The following is an 18819-nucleotide window of genomic DNA, read 5'->3' on the forward strand; positions in this document are numbered from 1 at the left end:
ATGGAGACGGATTGGATCCCGGTGCTTCACCCGGAACGGTTGAACCTGATCGACGGCGTTCTCGGCGAGGGGGCGCTGAGCAGTAGCATGATGCCGACGAAGCCGGTGATGGAGGCGATGTAGATGCCGTGGACGGGGTCGAGGTCCAGCGCCAGGGCGAAGGCGAAGGTTCCGCCGCCGCCGAGGAAGATCAGCTTGGCGAGGTCGAACTCCAGACGGCGGTGGACCAAGCGGCAATGGTTTGGTGGCACGTCGGAGCCGTTACCGTATCAGCCCCGGCTTGGTGTTGGTTCGGTTCTCGGGGTCAACGGATGGGATGGGTAGGATGCGTTGGCGTCGGGCGGTTCAATGGGGAGGGGGCATTCGGGCGGGAGCCGTCAAGTGGCGGTCCCGCCCACGGGTCGAGGGCCTGGGCCCTCTACAACTGCTCGTCCAGTCGCTTGAGGACGTTGAGGATCTCCTCGGAGAGGGTCCACAGCGCCCAGGCAAACTCATGGACTTCGTCGGCTTCCAGGCTGGCGCCGTGGCGGCCGATGGCGCCCTGGGCCAGGACGTAGCTGAGGCCGCGGGAGCGGCGGATCCGGTTCTCCAGGAAGGCGCTCAGATCGAGGCGCGACAGGCCGGGCTTGAGCTGGGTCCAGGGGTCCAGCTCTACGGGCGGGGCGGCTTCGGCCGCTGTGGTAGACTTTTCTTGGTTCATGGGATTCGGTTCCGTGGAAAGAGTTGATCCCGTGGGCCCCGTCCGGTGTTTGCGCACCGGGCGGTCATACCCTTCGTCGATGGCCGCGTTCGCGGCCGGTTTTGTCGTTTTTCCTTGTGATGAATTGCTGGGTCGGGCGCCTCCTTGGTGTGGTTATGATCATGCCTATAGGTTAGTGTTTATGACGGGGTGGCGCAAGGGGTTTCGGGTTGAAAATCGATATAAAACAGTGTGTAAGAATAGTATGATCGATTCGTGGGCGGGGTGGTGAATGGGTCGGTCGTCAGTGAGAGTGATGGTTTCGGGGAGGGCGGCGATTTTCCGGGGGCTTGCGTGTCCGGGGCGTTGGGGGGACTGGGGTGGGCTTTGTCGGGCGTTTCAGGACGCAGAGCCTCCTTGCGCCGATGGGGTGCGGTGCGTGGCGTCGTGACCCGCGGGTGGACGGTCGGTGCCGGCGGAGAGGTTGCGGCGGGCGCGGCCCGCCCTATAGGGCGGCCTGCGACCGCCGGGCGCGGGGATTGGGCCGGTGCGCCTCCCGGCGTCGGCACACCCTACCCGGGGTTCGGGGTGCTTCGGCGGGTGTGGGGGCGTATCCTTGCGCCTTTTCGTGATCAACGATTTGGATCGATTCCCATGGCAAGAAAACGAAGTGGCGGCAAGGTGTCGGCCAAGGCGGCTCCGCGTCCCGAGCAGCTCAAGGCGGTGGAGCGGCTGTTGGATGCGGGGGCGTACCGGGAGGCGGAGGAGCGGCTGCGGGGATTGATCCGTCGGTTCCCCGGGCACGGCAGCCTGCGTGGGCTGCTGGTGGATGCGTTGGCGTTGGATGAGCAGGAGGCGGCGGCGGCGCTGGCGGCCTTCACCTGGGCGTGGGAGCGGCCCAACAGTCTTCCCGCCCAGCAGGCGTTGCTCGATTTCGCCTCTGCGCAGGGGCATCTGCTGCTCGCTTCCCGCACCGCCGGGCGGGTGCGGGAGCTGGGCGGCGATACGCCGGGCTTCCCGATGCCGGAGGAGACGGTGCGGGCGATATGCACGCAGCCGGACGGCTCGCGGGTCGATGAGGAGGTGTTGCTGCGTTTCGACATCGGCAAGCTCCATCTGGAGGGGCAGGATTTCGCCGGCGCGGCCGAGTGGCTGGCGGGGGTGGAGCTCTCCCATGCGCGCAACAACCACGCCCTGGCACTGTTTCACCTGGGGCGGGTCGACGAGGCGCGGGAGGCGTTCCTCGAGGCCTGGGCGCGTTCCCCGGAGAACCTCTTCGCGCTGGCTTGGTCGCTGCGTTTGCGCTTGCTGGGTGGGGACGAGGCCGGGGCGGAGGCGCTCGCCGTCACGCTGGCCGAGGCGCTGCCGAGCCGGCTGGACGATGCTCTGCCGCAGTTGGAGAGCCTGCTCCTGCTTGGGTGGAACGAGGCGGCGTGGGGCCGCTTCGAGGCGGTGACTCGGGCGGAGTGGTTCGCCTCCACGCCCGATCAATCGCCGTTCGCCGGGTTGTTTCATCACTACGGTGCGGGCGCGGCGGCGCGTCTGGGGCGGATCGCGCTGGCGTTGCGGGGGTGGGAGGCGGCGCTGGAGCTGGCGCCGCAGTTCGAGGTGGCGACCGCGAATCTCCGCCACTTCGAAAGGGGTGGGGGTGGCGCCGTTGAGCCCGAACTGTTTTCGCTCGCGCCGCTGCTCCCGCTCGGTTGGCTGGAGGCGGCGAGGCGGGATGGTGGGACTGTCTCCCACATCACCGCGCCCAACCGCTATCTGGATCGGATCTATCGGGCGGGTGACGAGCAGGTGCGGATGCTGGCCGTTCTATGCCTGGAGGTGCGTGCCGGTGAGGAGGGGGATGGCGAGGCGCTGGCGCTGCTGCGGGAGTATCCCCGGTTGGCGGTGGGGAACAACCGCGAGCGTTTGGAGATTGTCAACTTTCTGCGCCGGCGGGGGTTCGTCCCGGAGGAGGAGCCGGTCGAGTTCTGGGATGGCCGGCGGGTGACCTCGGTGCGCCTCTTCGGCGGGCTGATTCATCGGGAGGCGGTGCCGAGCGGCCTTTCCAAGGGAGGCCATCGGCGTTTAGGCGAAGCGCTTGAAGATTTCCGTGAGGGGCGGGCGGCGGAGGCGGAGGTGATACTCCGGGAGATCCTGCGCGGCCATCCCGGCAACCCGGTGGTGATGGGCAATCTGGCGGCGGCCTACTTCAAGCTGGACCGCGACGAGGAGGCGGTGGCGCTGCTCGCCGAGGTGGTCGAGCGGCATCCCGACTACCTCTTCGCCCGCAGCAACCTCGCCAAGGTGCGCATCGACGAGGGGCGGATCGAGGAGGCGGAGCGGCTGCTCGGGGAGGTCGCGCCGCGGGAGCGGATGCATGTTCAGGAGGCGTTTGCGTTCTTCGGTGCCCTGGCCGCGTTGCACCATGCCCGGGGGCGGGAGGAGGAGGTCGACTCGCTGCTGGCGATGCTGGAGGCGATGGTGGAGGACGAGGATGACGAGCGCCGGTTGCGGGAGGTGAAGCGGATGGTTGGGCGGGGTGGGATGGCCGATTGGTTTGCCCGGCATCGTGGTGCGTGAAAGGTCAGCGCGACCCGCTTCCCGATAGACCAACAAGCTCTTAACGGTATATCCCGCTCAATGACTCCTTTTTCCTCTCCACGGCGCTTCCGTTTCTCAGGCGTTCGGGGGAAAAAGGAGTTCGTCGTCGAACACCGCTTCCAGGCGGGGGGCGTCGAGCAGGCGGTCGGCCCACCGTTCCAACTGTTCCGGGGTGGCGTCGGCGAGGTGTGCGCAGGCCCATTCGGGGAGTGGTCCGAAGCGTCGTGACAGGAGGCGTTCGATTAGGGTGCTCTCGCCTTTGAGGATTCCCTGCTGCATCCCCTGCTGCATCCCCTGCTGCATCCCCTGCTGAATGCCCTTCTGAATGCCCTTCTGAATGCCTTCTTGAATCCACTGCTCGGCAATGGTGGCCATAATCCCGTGCTCCTCGCGGTAACGCTCGTTGACCGTCTCCCGCAGCCGTTCCGGTTCCAGTTCGCGGGCTGCGATGATCAGGTAATTCAGTAGGGTACGAATGTACTCCAAGCCGCCGGGTTCTTCATCCATGGCGCGCAGGCAGGCGACGATCTCCCGCACCCGTTCGCGCATCTCCGGCCGGTGGATGTACTTCAGGGCCAAGAAGGCGGCGCGGGAGACCGCGCCTGCCGGTAGCCGGTCGTCGGCCACGGTGGAGAGGTCGAGCAGTTCGAAGCGGAAACGCGGGCGGTAGCGGGTCAGCGGTTCCGGTCCTGCCACCAGGTCGGCGAATTCCTGTGGGGCCTTCCATCGCTCCTCGCCGTGGTAGAGGACCATCGGAACCAGGGGTGGTAGCCGCTTCTCGCCTCTCCCCGGCCCCTTGCGCCAGTGGCGCCACGCTTCGATGGCGTAGCGCAGCAGGTCCAGGGCTACCCAGTGTTCCGGATGGCTTTTGTGTTCTACCAGCAGATAGATCAAGGTAGGGGCGCCATCGGCGCAGGCCGCTTCGAAGAGCAGGTCGCTGTAGTGGCCGCGAAGACGGGGATCGATGAAGCTGGCCTTGGTCGGCTTCACTGAACCGAGGTCCAGCGTTGCGATCACCTCTTCCGGCAACGCCTGGCGGAGCAGTTCCACCGTGGTATCCGGGCGGGTGAAGGCGGCCTTGAAGAAGTGGTCGTGGGGGCTGGCGGATTGGGGCATGGGGCCAGTCTAGCCCAATGAATCATTTTTTATGAATTTATTGAATCGTCGATATGTGTTTGCATTCGGGTGAGGCATGCTGAAATGCCTTCCACCGGATGAGGCAGCCCTCTTACGCATGGTTTTCTGTGGCAAATGGTGGGGGTGACGGTAACGCACCGGGGCAAGTCTGTGATTGCTCGGCGTTCGTGAACTCTTCGTGCGTAGGGAGGAAAAGGACGAAGGGGCAGGGTGTGCCTGTTATGGCGGTGGGGCTTGTGGGGGGGAGGTGCCGGCGGAGAGGTTGTGGCGGGCGCGGCCCGCCCTATAGGGCGGCCTGTGGCCGCCGTGGTTCGGGAGGGTGCCGGCGCCTGTTTCACGCAGTACCGTAATTGGGCTGGTGCGCCTCCTGTCGTCGGCACACCCTACCCGGTATCCCGCTTCACATCCTACATTCTCCTTTTTCCCCTCTCCGGCCTTTCCGTTTCTCCGGCATCCGGGGGAAAAAGGAGTGTCAGAGGAGGATTTGTTCGATTCCGCCGGCCTTCACCCGGTCGATGAAGGCACTCTGCCATTCCTCCCCCATCAACCGCTTGGCCAACTCGATCACCACGTAATCGGGGGTAAGCCCGCTCTCCTCCCGATAACGCGACAGCCCCTGTAAACAGGCCGGGCAGGTGGTGAGCAGTTTTACCTCGGGCATCTCCTCGGCCTCGCCGTGCAGCGCATGGATACCGTTGGCGATCTCACGCGACTTGCGGTGGCGCACCTGACTGGCGATGTCCGGGCGGGAGACGGCAAAGGTGCCGGCCTCGCCGCAGCAGCGTTCGGTCTGGCGGGTTTCGCCGCCGGTGAGGGTCTGCACCACGCTCAGCGGGTTGTGCGCCTTCATCGGGGTGTGGCAGGGGTCGTGGTAGAGGTATTTGGTGCCGTTGTCCTCCAGGCGCACGCCGCGTTCCATCAGGTATTCGTGGATGTCGAGCAGGCGGCAGCCGGGGAAGATCTGGTCGAAGCGGTATTCGAGCAGTTGGTCCATGCAGGTGCCGCAGGAGACCACCACGGTCTTGATGTCGAGGTAGTTCAGCGTGTTGGCGACGCGGTGGAAGAGCACTCGGTTCTGGGTGGTGATGTGGCGCCCCTGTTCGATGTCGCCGGCGGAGGTCTGCGGGTAGCCGCAGCAGAGGTAGCCGGGGGGCAGCACGGTCTGTACGCCCTGTTCGTAGAGCATGGCCAGCGTGGCCATCCCCACCTGACTAAACAGCCGCTCGGAGCCGCAGCCGGGGAAGTAGAAGACCGCCTCGGTGTCGTCGCCGAGCTTCTCCGGGTCGCGCAGGATCGGGATCTGTTTCGGGTCCTCCAGGCCGAAGATGGCGCGCAACGGCTTGGCCGGGACGTGGGGCAGCGGCTTCTTCAGCAGGTGGATCACCTGTTCCACCACCTTGGGTCGGCCGGTGGTGGCGGCTGGGCGGCGGGCGTCGTCGAGCAGGTTCGCGCCCTTGGCGACGGCGTGGGCGGTGCGCTGGCCGAAGTAGCCGATCCTCAGCGCCTGGCGGCTCCAGTCGATCGCCTTGGCGCTGGTCAGGTTGAGGAAGCCCATGGCGGCCCGGGCGCCGGGGGCGGTGCGCTTCTTGCCGTAGCGTTTGAGGATCGCGCGCAGTTGGATGGTGACGTCGCCGAAGTCGATGTCCACCGGGCAGGGGGCGAGGCACTTGTGGCAGACGGTGCAGTGGTCGGCGAGGTCGTTCATCTCTTCGAAGTGGCGCAGCGAGAGGCCGCGGCGGGTCTGGTCCTCGTAGAGGAACGCCTCGATGATCAGCCCGGCGGCGAGGATCTTGTTGCGCGGCGGGTAGAGCAGGTTGGCCTCGGGCACCTGGGTGTTGCAGACCCGTTTGCACTTGCCGCAGCGCAGGCAGTTGCGGATGGCGTCGTTCAGATCGCCCAGCTCGCTCTCCTCGAGGATCAGCGCCTCCTGGGCGAGCAGCCGTAGCGACGGGGTGTAGGCGCGCTCCAGGCCGCCGCGGCCGGCGATCAGTTTGCCGGGGTTGAAGTGGCCGGCGGGGTCCACCTCCTGCTTGTAGGCGGCGAAGGCCTCGATGGTGTGGGGCTGGAGGTATTGGAACTTGGTGATGCCGATGCCGTGTTCGCCGGAGATCACACCGCCGAGGCCGGTGGCCAGCTCCATGATCCGGTCGACGATCCGCTCGGCCTCGTGGAGCATGGCGTAGTCGTTGGAGTTGACCGGGATGTTGGTGTGGACGTTGCCGTCGCCCGCGTGCATGTGGGTGGCGACGAACAGCCGCGAGGAGCGGGCGGTGGCGTGGAGCTGGTCGAAGCGTTCGCGTACCCGCTCCAGTTCGCGGCCGGCGAAGATCTCCTTCAGCGGGCGCTCGACCATGCGGCGGTAGGAGACGCGCAGGGCGCCGCGCAGCAGCAGGGCGAGCAGGGGCTCGCCGGGCTCCAGCCGCTCCTGGGCCTGCGCGTCGAGAAGGTGGCGCTTGGCCTCGGCGGGGCCGTCGAGGTGCTCCAGGATGCCGCTCCAGCAGTCGCGGATGCGCGCCAGGTGGTCGCGGGCGGCGTCGATCTTGCGCGTCAGGATCTCGCGGTTCTCCTCGCTCTGCTCGAACTCCTCGCCGTAGGCCAGATCGTTGGGCAGGTCGGGGAGGTAGGCCTCGATGGCGTCGACGGTGGCCAGCTTGTTCTTGATCGACTGCTCGATGTTGATCCGCTCGATCCCCTCGCTGTAGTCGGCCAGCCGGTCCAGCGGGATCACCACGTCCTCGTTGATCTTGAAGGCGTTGGTGTGTTTGGCGATCGCCGCGGTGCGCGCGCGATCCGACCAGAAGCGGCGGCGTGCCTCGGGGGTGACGGCGACGAAGCCCTCGCCGTCGCGCTGCTGGGCCATGCGCACCACGGTGTCGGCGGCCTCCGCCACGGCTGCCTCGTCGTCGCCGGAGATGTCGGCCAGCAGCACCATCTTCGGCAGCTCGCCGCGGGACGCCTTGGTGGCGTAGTTGACCGCCTTGATGTAGCGGTCGTCGAGGTGTTCCAGGCCGGAGAGCAGGACGTGTTCGTTGGCGTCCAGGTAGTCCTTGGTCTCGACGATCGCCGGCACCGCGCGGCGCAGGCTGGTGCCGAAGAACTCCATGCACACCGTGCGGGTGAACTTGGGCAGGCGGTGGAGGACGAAGCGCGCCGAGGTGATCAGTCCGTCGCACCCCTCCTTCTGCACGCCGGGGATGCCGTGGAGGAACTTGTCGGTGACGTCCTTGCCGAGGCCGCCCTTGCGCAGCGAGGCGCCAGGCATGGTGAGGGTGCGCGGCTCGCCCACCGGGGTCTCGCCGTCGGCGGCCAATGTCGTCAAGCGGAAGCGGACCGTCTCCTGCTCGTGGATCTTGCCCAGGTTGTGGTCGAGTCGCTCGATCTCCAGCCAGTGGCCGTCGGGGGTGACCATGCGCCAGGAGGCGAGGTTGTCCAGGGTGGTGCCCCACATCACCGCCTTCTTGCCGCCGGCGTTCATGGCGATGTTGCCGCCGATGGTAGAGGCGTCCTGGGAGGTGGGGTCGACGGCGAAGACGCGGCCGGCGGCCTCGGCGTGCTCGGCCAGGTCACGGGTGATCACGCCGGCCTCGGCGCGGGCCACGAACACCTCGCCGTCGACGCCGGGGAGCGCGACCGCCTCCACCGCGCCGATGGCGTTGAGCTTCTCCACGTTGATCACCGCCACCTTGTCGGCCAGCGGCACCGCCGCGCCGGTGTAGCCGGTGCCGCCGCCGCGGGGGATCAGCGACAGGCCCAGCTCGATGCACGCCTGCACCACCGGGGCGACCTCCGCCTCGCTGTCGGGGGTGATCACCACGAAGGGGAACTCGACGCGCCAGTCGGTGGCGTCGGTGGCGTGGCTGACCCGCGCCATGCCGCTGAAGTCGATGTTGTCGGCGCGGGTGATGCGACTGATGCGGGCGCGGGTCGCCTGGCGCAGGCTGCGCTGGGCGGGGAACCAGGCGGCGAAGTCGTCGACCGCCTTGCGTGCCGCCTCGGCCAGGCCGATGGCGCGCTCGTTGTGGTCGGCGCGCGCCTCGATCTGGTCGAGGCGGTGGTGCATCGCCGCCACCAGCTTGTCGCGGCGCTCCTCGCTGTCGATCAGGTCGTCCTGCAGGAAGGGGTTGCGCACCACCACCCACAGGTCCCCCAGCACCTCGAAGAGCATTCGCGCCGAGCGGCCTGTTACACGCTCTTCTCGGAGTCGCACGATCACCTCCCACATCGCCTCGCCGAGGAAGCGGATGACGATCTCGCGGTCGGTGAAGGAGGTGTAGTTGTAGGGGATCTCGCGGATCCGCGACGGGGTGGCGTGGGTCATGATCCGGTGTCTGGGGGGTAGGGGAGGGGCCGGCCATTTTATCACGGCCATGGCGGGCTCAATGGAATGCACCCCCTGCCGGAACCAATAGTCGGCGAAAAAATTTCAATTCAACGGGGATCGGCGGACGGTGAGTAGGGGGCGACGCCGCCGGAGGGACCCGCGGAGCGGGAGCGGCGTGGCGTGCTGTTCGCCGGCAGCTACGAGGATCCGGAGGGGGGGATGGCCGGTTGGCGCCGCCACTTCTCCGCCGACCTGGCGGAGCTGCTCCAGCTGATGACCGCCCACGCCGTGGCCAATTCGCAGCCGCCGCTGCTCGCCGCGGTGGAGGAGGCCTTCGCCGCCAACGACTTCCCCGAGGGGGAGGAGCTGCTGCGCCGCTTCGTCCCCGCCGCCTACGCCGTGGTGGAGCGGGAGCTGCTCGGCTACTCCTTGGGGGGGCGTTGGCGCGGCCGCCCGAGGAGCTGGCGATGCTGCTGGAGAACCCTGTCCGTTGCCGGGCGATGGCCGAGCGGGGACGGCACAAGGTGCTGGCCGGGCACACTTGGCGCCGTCGGGCGCGGGCGTTGTTGGTGCAGATGGCGGAGTTGCGGGCGGTGGCTTGAACCGGCGCCTCTTGATAGGGCGGTGCCGTGCGCGCCGTGGTGGGCGGGGCTGGTGCCGTCGACGGTTTCTCCCGGGGTTTGGGCGGAGCGCCTGCGTTTGACGCGGCGGCCACGGGCCGCCCGATGCCGAGCGTGGTGGCCTATCCCGGAGGATCTGGAGGGTTTCCTGCCCCTGCCGCCGCCGCCGGTGAATTGGTAGACTACGGGTTTCCCCGTCCCTTCCCCCGCGAGGCGACCGCCCATGCAGATCTCCATCATCGCCGCCATGGCCAACGACCGGGTGATCGGTGTCGACAACGCTCTGCCGTGGCGGATGCCCGCCGACCTTCGCCACTTCAGGCAGGTGACCCTGGGCAAGCCGGTGTTGATGGGGAGGAAGACCTACGAGTCGATCGGCCGGCCGCTGCCGGGGCGGACCAATGTGGTGGTGAGCCGCAACGATGCCTATCAGCCGGAGGGGGTGATCAAGGCCCACTCCATCTGCGAGGCGTTCGCCCAGGTGATCGCCTTCGATGAGGTGATGATCGTCGGCGGCGCCTCTTTCTACGAGCAGATGCTGCCCTTCGCCAACCGCCTCTATCTCACCCTGATCCACGCCGATTTCGCCGGCGACGCCTTCTTCCCCGACTACGATCCCGCCGACTGGCGTGAGGCCGCACGCAGCGACCATCCGGCCGACGACACCAATCCCTATCCCTACAGCTTCCTGGTCCTGGAACGGGTCCGCGAACCCGACTTCTTCCCCACCTGCGAGATCGATCCCGATTAGTTCTTTCCGGCTTGGGATGTAAAACGCGGAGAACGCAAAGACGCGGAGAACGCGGAGAACGCAAAGACGCGGAGAACGCGGAGAAGAGAATCAATGTGTGTGCGCGAAGCGCATAAATATCTCTTCTCTTTCCGTTCTCTGCGTCTTTGCGTCCTCCGCGTTATCGGTGCCCAAGCCGGGTAAGGACTACGCCGCAGCGGCCGGGGGCACGCCGTCGGGGTACATGTAGCGGCGGCGCTTGGACTCCTTGATCTTCGCCACCTCCACCAGGATGAAACCGTCGAGGCAGTTTTCGAAGTCGGGATCGATGCCGAATTCGAGGAAGCGCACGCCCCCCTCCTCGCACAGTTCGCTGTACTGCTTGTAGAGGGTCGGCACCGTGGCGCCCATCTGCGCCAGGTGCTTCTTCAGGGCGCGGAAGTCGGCGGCGTACTCCGCGCCGCCGATCACCTGGCCGCACTCCTCCAGCTCCCGCCGTCCGAGGCGGAAGGGGTGGTTGGAGGTGACCACCCCCTCCTCGCCGCCGAAGTGGCTGCGGTAGAAGTGGACCAGCAGCTCCTGGGCCTGTTGGGAGTAGCTGTTGGAGATGCTCACCGGGCCGAACATGTAGCGGATGTGGGGGCGGCTGCGCAGGTAGACGCCGATCCCCTGCCACAGATATTCCAGCGCCCGCGAGCCCCAGTAGCGGGGCTGGACGAAGCTGCGCCCCAGCTCGATGGAGTCGCGCAGGTAGGGGCGGAAGCCGTCGCTGAAGCGGAACAGCGAGCGGGTGTAGAAGCCCTCCTCGCCGAAGCGCTCGATCAGCGCGTTGGACTCGCCCAGGCGGTAGGCGCCGACCACCTCCAGCTCCTCGTCGTCCCACAGCACCAGGTGGCGGTAGTGGGGGTCGTAGCGGTCGAGATCGCGCTTGCGCCCGCTCCCCTCGCCGACGGCGCGGAAGGTGACCTCGCGCAGGCGGCCGATCTCGCGCATCAGTGCCGAGTCGGCGCCGGCGTCGCAGAGGTAGATCTTTTTCCGGTCGGAGGTCTCGCCGAGCAGTTCGGCGCGCTTCAGCTCGCGTTTGAGCAACTGCCGCTCCTCCGGGTGGGCCACCGGGGTCTCGGTCTTGAGCAGCCCGCGCTTGCCCTTGGCAACGCGGTAGAAGTGGTCGCGCAGCAGTTTGATGCGGCCGCGGTCGGTGAGCCCCGGCAGGCTGAAGGCGTGGTGGGGGATCGGCTCGCCGACGCGGAAGCGCACCATCTTCGAGTGCTGCTTGAACATCTCGTGGACCAGCAGCGCGGTGGAAAGCGGCTTGTAGAGCATCGACAGGCCGTAGAAGAGGGCCGAATTACGCGCGTCGATGTGCACCGGCAGGATCGGCGCGCGCCGCTTCTGGGCGAACTTGAGGAAGCCCGGCTTCCACTTGCCGTCCTTGATTCCGGTGGGGTGGGCGCGCGAGACCTCGCCGGCGGGGAAGACGATCACCGCTTCCTCGCGATCGAGCGACTCCAGGATCCGCTGCACCCCCTCGCGGCGGGTGCGCCCGGCGAGGTTGTCCACCGGCAGCAGCAGCGGGCGCATCGGCGGCAGGTGCATCAGCAGGTCGTTGGCCAGCACCTTCACGTCGCGCCGCACCCGGCTCACCATCTGGATCAGCGCCAGCGCGTCGAGCGCGCCGAGGGGGTGGTTGGCGACGATCACCACCCGCCCCTCGGCCGGGATCCGCTCCAGGTCCAGGTTGGGGATGGCGTAGCCGAAATTGAACCGCTCCAGCACCTTCTCGACGAACTCGAAGGCGCCCATCCCCTGGTGCTCCTCCAGGAAGTGGTTGATCTCCCGCTCGTGGAAGAGCAGCCGCAGGAACTTGATCAGCGGCGAGGTGAGCAGCCGGGGACCGTGGTCGAGGGCGGGGAATTTGGCGGTCAACGCCCGTTCTACGCTGAGCACGCGGAACTCCTCCAATAGGAATGGTTCGAATCGCGTGCCAGCCTACGGCCGGCCTGTTACGCCACCGATGCGGTTCGATGACGGAACGGTTTCCGGGAGATTTCAGTAGGGTTGCCGGGAGGTCTCCCGGGCTTGGGACGTTCAACGCGGAGAACGCAGAGGCGCGGAGGCGCAGAGAGAAGAGCCCTTGTTCTTCTCCGCGTCTCTGCGCCTCTGCGTTCTCCGCGTTACTTGTGCCGCTGTCAGGAAGAACAGGAGACGCTGACGAGGTCGCGCTGGCCGTCGTCGGTAAGGCGCAGGGCGGTGAGGCGGGCGCCCCACACGCAGCCGCTGTCGAGCGCGGTGACGCCGGCGCCTTCGTGGACGCCCAGGGCGGCCCAGTGGCCGAACAGGATGTGGGTGTCGGTGGCGCGGCGGCCGGGGTGGTCGAACCACGGGAACCAGCCCGCGGGCTGGCCCCCCGGGGCGCCCTTGTACTTCATGTCCAGGTGGCCCTGGAGGTCGCACATGCGCATCCGGGTGAAGGCGTTGGTGATCGCCCGCAGCCGATCGATGCCGCCGTGGCTGTCGGCCCAGTGGCCGGGGGTGTCGCCGTACATCTCTTCGAAGTACTCGAAGGCGTCGTCGCCGCGCAGCACCGTCTCCAGCTCGGCGGCGTAGACCCGCGCCTGTTCCAGAGTCCACAGCGGGTGGACGCCGGCGTGGACCAGGGTGAGGTTGCGCGGTTCGTCGAAGTGGAGCAGCGGGCGGTGGAGCAGCCAGCGCAGCAGGGTCTCGCGGTCGTGGGCCTCGAGGATGGCGTCGAGGGTGTCCTTCTTCTTCAGCTTGTGGGGACCGTAGGCCACCGCCAGCAGGTGCAGGTCGTGGTTGCCGAGGACGGTCAGCGCGTTGCGGCCCATCCCCTTGACGAAGCGCAGCGCCTCCAGGGAGTGGGGGCCGCGGTTGATCAGATCTCCGGTGAGCCAGAGGGTGTCGGCGGCGGGGTCGAAGCGGACGGTGTCGAGCAGGCGTTTCAGCGGTTCCAGGCAACCTTGCAGGTCGCCGACGACGTAGAGGGCCATGGGTCTTTATCGCTTGGGTGGTTCGGTTGGACGCCCAGTTTTAACACGAAGAGCGTCTATAGGGCGTGCCGTGCACGCCGTGTCGAACGAAAGCAGCGTTCCGTACGGGCGGAGGATAATCGATCCGGCCGGTGGCTTCGTCGGGCGCGGCGCGCACGGCACGCCCTATACGGGAAGCACCGAGCCATTCAGTGCAGCGAGTGGGGCCGGCTGAGGGTGAAGGCGGGGATCTCCGCCTCGAAGTGGATGCCGTCGTCGTCCACCAGCCGGTAGCTGCCATGCATGCTCCCCACCGGGGTCTCCAGCATGGCGCCGCTGGTGTAGTGAAACTTCTCGCCCGGTTGCAGGTAGGGTTGTTCGCCGACCACCCCGTCGCCCTCCACCTCCTGGATATGGCCGTTGGCGTCGGTGATGATCCAGTGGCGGGAGATCAGCTTGGCCGGCGTCGAGCCCTCGTTGCGGATCGAGACGTTGTAGGCGAAGACGTAGCGGCCGATGATCGGGTCGGACTGCTCCGGGATGTAGAAGCTCTCGACCTGAACGCGGATGTCGTGTTGGATGATCTTGTTGTCCATGGTTTGTGTTTAGTTGATCGACCAGGGATGCGCAAGGGGGGATTTCATCCCCCTTGACGGCGACGAAATAGGATCTATGAAGGCTCGAATTGGGATTGCGAAGTCAACCGGCCGGGCCGCCGCCACCGCCCCTTTCCGTTCCTCCTTCAGCCTCTTTCCGGCGCATCAGAAGCGCCAGTTGAGCTGCGCGCTGAGGATCTCCACCGAGGCCGCGTAGCTCCCCACCAGGGAGCCGCGGAAGGTGTTCTCGTCGAGGGTGGGCAGGGCGGTGAGCTTGTCGATCTGCGGGTCGTCCACCCACAGATGGGCGTAGCCCACGTCGAAGCTGAAATGGTCGCTCACCCGGTAGCCGAAGCCCAGGGCGACCCAGCGGCGGTCGTTGCCGGGGATGCGCGGGGTGCGCTTTTCCGCGTTGGGGATCGGCGTCTCGTCGTAGGCCAGCCCCGCGCGCCAGATCCAGCGCGGGTTCGGGGTGTAGCTCACCCCCACCGAGTAGCGCCAGACGTCGTTCCAGTGGAGGGTGGTCACCGAGTCGGCGGCGCCGCTGTCGAAACGGATGCGCAGCTCGTCCAGGTTGTCCCAGCCGGTGCGGGAGAGGTCGGCCATGATCGCCCAGCGCTCGTCGAGCTGGTGGAACAGGCTGAGCGAGAGCACGTCCGGGGTGGTCAGGTCGGCGCTCGCCTCGCCGTCCACCTGGCCGAGGGCGGCGGCGAGGGGCAGCGCCGCGGCCGGGGTGCTGAAGTCGACGTTGCCGCGCAGGTGGTAGTCGATCGACGAGCGGTAGTGGAGGCCGAGGCGGGTCCGCTTGGTGAGATCGACCAGCGCGCCGACGTTCCAGCCCCAGGCGAGGTCGTTGCCGGTCATTTCGGCATAGCCGTCGCTCGCCCCCGGGGTGAGGCCGAAGGCGCCGCCGGCGGCCAGGGCGTCGAGGGTGCCGTAGTCGATCGCATTGCTCAGGGTCGCCTCCATGTGCTGGATGTCGATGCCGACGCCGAGGGCGACGCGTTGGTTGAGCCGCCAGGCGAGGCTGGGGCTGACGTTGATCGCCAGCACCTCCGAATCCACTGCGTGGTAGCGGCCGATCCAGTCGCGGTCGTAGTGGGTGGAGAGGGCGAAGGGGGCGTTCACCGCCAGGCCGAACTTGTAGCCGCCGCCCAGGTCGGTGACCAGGTAGGCGTTGGGCACCGCCTCGACGCTGCCGGCGTCGCCGCCGGTGTGACTGCCCAGCGAGGTGCCCAACACGGTGCGCGAACCGCCGTCGCGAAATTTCGCCGAGGGGACCACGACGTGGTTGCCGGCCACCGCCAGGGTCCCCTCCAGGCGGGTCATGCCGGCGGGGTTGAAGAATACCGTGGCGGCATCCTGCGCCTCGGCGGCGCCGCCGGCGAAGGCAGTGCCGAGCCCGCTCACCCCCTGCTCCATGATGGCGAAGCCGGAGGCCGCCGCCCCCTGGGATACCACCGCCAGCCCCCCGGCCACGGCCGCCGCCGCAATGGATCGTCTCATCACTATCCGCTCCCTACTCTTCGATTAATTTGCTGCCGACCAATGGTACTACGACGGGCATCTTCGGCGGATCGCAAGCGGATGGCTGCACCGCAATTGTGCGCTGTCGCGGTCTATCTCCGAAAATTGCGCACCTCGGTGGTGCATGCACCGTTATGGGGTTTCCGGGGAGGGGGCTCAAGCCGTTGAAAAGCCCCTCGAATCGGCGCTTGGTACGGCGCTTGCTCCCCTCTGGCCGGACACGCCAAAGCAACAACGTAACCACTCGCCCTGCTGGGTGAACCGTAGATCCACGCAGATTTCCGCCGACTGGGCCGAGCGTTCATCTGCGAAAATCTGCGCTTGATTTTCTTGGTGGGGCGAGTGGTTACGCAACAACAAAGGGGACGAAAGACGATGAAGAGACTCTCTCTGCGCATGAAATCCACCCTCCTCGGGGTAACCACCGCCGCGGCGCTCACCGCATCCACCTTTGCCACCGCCGCCGACACCATCAAGGTCGGCATCCTCCACTCCCTCTCCGGCACCATGGCGATCAGCGAGACCACGCTGAAGGACACCATGCTGATGCTGATCGACGAGCAGAACAAGAAGGGCGGGCTGCTCGGCAAGCAGTTGGAGCCGGTGGTGGTCGACCCCGCCTCCAACTGGCCGCTGTTCGCCGAGAAGGCGCGCGAGCTGATCGAGCAGCAGAAGGTCTCGGCGGTCTTCGGCTGCTGGACCTCGGTGTCGCGCAAGTCGGTGCTGCCGGTATTCGAGGAGCTCAACGGACTGCTCTTCTACCCGGTGCAGTACGAGGGTGAGGAGTCCTCGAAGAACGTCTTCTACACCGGTGCGGCGCCCAACCAGCAGGCGATCCCGGCGGTGGACTACCTGATGAACGACCTCGGCGTGAAGCGCTGGGTGCTGGCCGGCACCGACTACGTCTACCCGCGCACCACCAACAAGATCCTCGAGGCCTACCTCAAGGCGAAGGGTGTCGAAGACGCCGACATCATGATCAACTACACCCCCTTCGGTCACTCCGACTGGCAGTCGATCGTCGCCGAGATCAAGAAATTCGGCTCCGCCGGCAAGAAGACCGCGGTGGTCTCGACCATCAACGGTGATGCCAACGTCCCCTTCTACAAGGAGCTGGGCAACCAGGGGATCAGCGCCGAGAACATCCCGGTGGTCGCCTTCTCGGTGGGTGAGGAGGAGCTCTCCGGCATCGACACCAAGCCGCTGGTGGGGCACCTGGCCGCCTGGAACTACTTCATGAGCGTCGACTCCGAGGCCAACCAGCAATTCATCGATGCCTGGCACGCCTTCATCAAGAACGACAAGCGGGTCACCAACGACCCCATGGAGGCCCACTACATCGGCTTCAACATGTGGGTGAAGGCGGTGGAGAAGGCCGGCACCACCGACCCTTCGGCGGTGGAGGACGCGCTGATCGGCGTCACCGTGCCCAACCTCTCCGGCGGCTACTCGGCGATGATGCCCAACCACCACATCACCAAGCCGGTGTTGATCGGCGAGATCCAGGACGACGGCCAGTTCCAGGTGGTGTGGGAGACCTCCGGTCTGGTGCCTGGCGATGCCTGGTCCGACTACCTGCCCGGCTCCAAGGACCTGATCTCCGATTGGCGCGCGCCGCTCTCCTGCGGCAACTACAACGTCAAGACCGGCAAGTGCTCGGGCCAGAACTTCTAAGGGAAATTCTGGCGAATTTCCCTCAATTTGAAGTGAGGGCTTGAGGGGCCCGGTGATGTTGGTTTTGGGTAGGGCGGATTAGCGACCGCGTAATCCGCCGGAACGGGGGCACCGCCGCTGTGATCGGCTCCGATTTCACCGAGTGGATCGGGTCCGTTCGGCGAGTGCGGCGGGCGCCTTCGCCGACGGCAGCTTCGATGCGGCGGATTACGCTGCGCTAATCCGCCCTACCTACTAGCCACAGTATCGCTCCCCGAGTACGGGCGGACGGTGAAAATCGTCCGCCCGCCGCGACCCGCGGTTGCGGCACGAAGTGGGTTGCGCCCACCCAGCGGAACGAAATCCCATGACTCCAAGAATTCTATGGCTGCTGGCGCTGCTCCTGCCGGGGTGGCTGCTCGGCCCGTCGGCGGCGTTCGCCGGCGAGCCGGAGCTGGTTGAGGCGTTGACGCTGCTCCAGCAGAAGAGCTTCACGGTGAAGCAGCAGGCGGTAGGCAGGATCGCCGCCAGCGACGATCCGCGCGCCCGCGGCCTGCTTCAGGCGCTGCTCGATGGTGAGCTCTATCACCTCAAGCGCGACCGCCGGTTGGTGGTCGCTCCCGAGGTCGACGGGGCGTATCAGGCGCGGGATGCCCTCAGCGGCGAACCGATTACCGAGATTGCCAAACGTGACCTGAAGAAGATCCCCATCAACAACCGCATGCGCGGTGCGCTCAAGGGGGCGATCGCCGCCCTCAGCCTGGGCAACCGGGATGCCGCGGTGCGCCTCGATGCGGTACGCCAGATGATGCGCAGGCTCGATGCCGAGGACGGCGAGCTGCTGCGCGGCTACCTGGAAAAGGAGCACGACGACGACGTACGCGGTGCGATGGAGGAGGCGCTGGCGCTGCTCGACCTCGGCGCCGACGACGAGAAGGTGCGGCTCGCCGCGGTCGAACACCTCGCCGGCTCGTTGGAGCCCGCCGCGCGCAACCGGCTGGTGCAACTGGCCGACCACGACCCGGCCGCCGCGGTGAAGCGCGCCGCCGTCAAGGCGGTGCAGAACATCGACGGCAAGCGCGACCTCTACGGTCTGGTCGAGACCCTCTTCTTCGGCCTCAGTCTCGGTTCGGTGCTGGTGCTGGCGGCGATCGGCCTGGCGATCACCTTCGGCGTGATGGGGGTGATCAACATGGCCCACGGCGAGCTGATCATGATCGGCGCCTACACCACCTACGTGGTGCAGCTGATGATGCCCAACCACATCGGCGTCTCCCTGCTGGTGGCGGTGCCCGCCGCCTTCATCGTCTCGGGGCTGTTCGGCATCGCCATCGAACGCGGGGTGATCCGCTTCCTCTACGGCCGCCCGCTGGAGACCCTGCTCGCCACCTTCGGCATCAGTCTGGTGCTGCAACAGTTGGTGCGCAGCGTCTTCTCGCCGCTCAACCGTTCGGTGGCGACCCCCGACTGGATGTCCGGCTCGATCCAGCTCAATAGCGTCCTCTCGCTGACGCTGAACCGCCTCTACATCGTCGCCTTCTGCCTGCTGGTCTTCGCCGCGCTGTTCTACGTGCTGCGCCGCACCCCGCTCGGCCTGCAGGTGCGCGCGGTGTCGCAGAACCGGGCGATGGCCCGCGCCATGGGGGTGCGCGCCTCCTGGGTCGACGCGATGACCTTCGGCCTCGGCTCCGGCATCGCCGGCGTCGCCGGGGTGGCGCTCAGTCAGCTCACCAACGTCGGCCCCAACCTGGGGCAGGCCTACATCATCGATTCGTTCATGGTGGTGGTGTTCGGCGGCGTCGGCAATCTGTGGGGCACCCTGGTGGCGGGGCTTTCGCTGGGGGTGGCCAACAAGGTGATGGAGCCGTGGGCCGGCGCGGTGCTGGCCAAGATCCTGGTGCTGGTCTTCATCATCCTCTTCATCCAGAAACGGCCCCGCGGACTCTTCCCGCAGAAGGGTCGGGCGGCGGAGGGCTGAGC

Annotated in this window: 13 protein-coding genes; 5 read left to right on the forward strand and 8 right to left on the reverse strand. The window is 67.0% G+C overall.

Translation table 11 applies throughout. The annotated features are described in order from the left end of the window. Positions 1 to 26: 26 nt before the first annotated feature. Positions 27 to 251 (reverse strand): hypothetical protein, encoded by a 225-nt coding sequence (locus ACYQ2W_RS02460; RefSeq protein WP_459863005.1) that lies wholly within the window; start codon positions 249 to 251, stop codon positions 27 to 29. A 167-nt stretch (positions 252 to 418) separates the two neighbouring features. Further along, entirely contained in the window at positions 419 to 700 is a 282-nt protein-coding gene (locus ACYQ2W_RS02465) for a hypothetical protein (RefSeq protein ID WP_459863006.1), read from the reverse strand. A gap of 633 nt (positions 701 to 1333) precedes the next feature. Between ACYQ2W_RS02465 and ACYQ2W_RS02470 the strand changes: the two genes are divergently transcribed. Further along, entirely contained in the window at positions 1334 to 3247 is a 1914-nt protein-coding gene (locus ACYQ2W_RS02470; protein ID WP_459863007.1) for a tetratricopeptide repeat protein, read from the forward strand. 96 nt (positions 3248 to 3343) lie between these two features. Here ACYQ2W_RS02470 and ACYQ2W_RS02475 read toward each other — a convergent pair whose 3' ends face one another. Continuing rightward, entirely contained in the window at positions 3344 to 4384 is a 1041-nt protein-coding gene (locus ACYQ2W_RS02475) for an Rpn family recombination-promoting nuclease/putative transposase (protein ID WP_459863008.1), read from the reverse strand. Between the two features lie 493 nt (positions 4385 to 4877). Next, complete coding sequence (locus ACYQ2W_RS02480) at positions 4878 to 8723, reverse strand: DUF3683 domain-containing protein (RefSeq protein WP_459863009.1); 3846 nt, start codon at positions 8721 to 8723, stop codon at positions 4878 to 4880. Positions 8724 to 9226: 503 nt separating this feature from the next. Here ACYQ2W_RS02480 and ACYQ2W_RS02485 point away from each other — a divergent pair. Both ACYQ2W_RS02485 and folA read left to right on the forward strand, forming a co-directional pair. Next, positions 9227 to 9328: a hypothetical protein gene (locus tag ACYQ2W_RS02485; RefSeq protein ID WP_459863081.1), complete on the forward strand. Its 102-nt coding sequence runs from the start codon at positions 9227 to 9229 to the stop codon at positions 9326 to 9328. A 241-nt stretch (positions 9329 to 9569) separates the two neighbouring features. Beyond that, positions 9570 to 10097, forward strand: coding sequence for a type 3 dihydrofolate reductase (gene folA, locus ACYQ2W_RS02490; RefSeq protein WP_459863010.1), 528 nt, complete (start codon positions 9570 to 9572; stop codon positions 10095 to 10097). A gap of 186 nt (positions 10098 to 10283) precedes the next feature. Here the strand turns inward: folA and olsF are convergent, their stop codons facing one another. The 4 genes from olsF to ACYQ2W_RS02510 form a co-directional block, all read right to left on the reverse strand. Next, positions 10284 to 12023, reverse strand: coding sequence for a bifunctional ornithine lipid synthase OlsF (olsF, locus tag ACYQ2W_RS02495; RefSeq protein WP_459863011.1), 1740 nt, complete (start codon positions 12021 to 12023; stop codon positions 10284 to 10286). A gap of 242 nt (positions 12024 to 12265) precedes the next feature. Continuing rightward, positions 12266 to 13084 (reverse strand): symmetrical bis(5'-nucleosyl)-tetraphosphatase, encoded by an 819-nt coding sequence (locus ACYQ2W_RS02500; protein ID WP_459863012.1) that lies wholly within the window; start codon positions 13082 to 13084, stop codon positions 12266 to 12268. 188 nt (positions 13085 to 13272) lie between these two features. Next, positions 13273 to 13659, reverse strand: a complete 387-nt coding sequence (gene apaG, locus ACYQ2W_RS02505) for a Co2+/Mg2+ efflux protein ApaG (RefSeq protein ID WP_459863013.1) — start codon at positions 13657 to 13659, stop codon at positions 13273 to 13275. 165 nt (positions 13660 to 13824) lie between these two features. After that, a complete protein-coding gene (locus tag ACYQ2W_RS02510) occupies positions 13825 to 15165 on the reverse strand; it encodes an OmpP1/FadL family transporter (RefSeq protein ID WP_459863014.1) in 1341 nt (446 codons plus the stop codon). Positions 15166 to 15561: 396 nt separating this feature from the next. Here ACYQ2W_RS02510 and urtA point away from each other — a divergent pair, with 396 nt between their 5' ends. Both urtA and urtB read left to right on the forward strand, forming a co-directional pair. Continuing rightward, positions 15562 to 16860, forward strand: a complete 1299-nt coding sequence (gene urtA / locus ACYQ2W_RS02515) for an urea ABC transporter substrate-binding protein (RefSeq protein ID WP_459863015.1) — start codon at positions 15562 to 15564, stop codon at positions 16858 to 16860. 346 nt (positions 16861 to 17206) lie between these two features. Further along, on the forward strand, positions 17207 to 18817 hold the full coding sequence (gene urtB, locus ACYQ2W_RS02520; RefSeq protein ID WP_459863016.1) for an urea ABC transporter permease subunit UrtB: 1611 nt from the start codon (positions 17207 to 17209) through the stop codon (positions 18815 to 18817). Positions 18818 to 18819 lie beyond the last annotated feature (2 nt).

The organism is Endothiovibrio diazotrophicus, assembly GCF_054657215.1.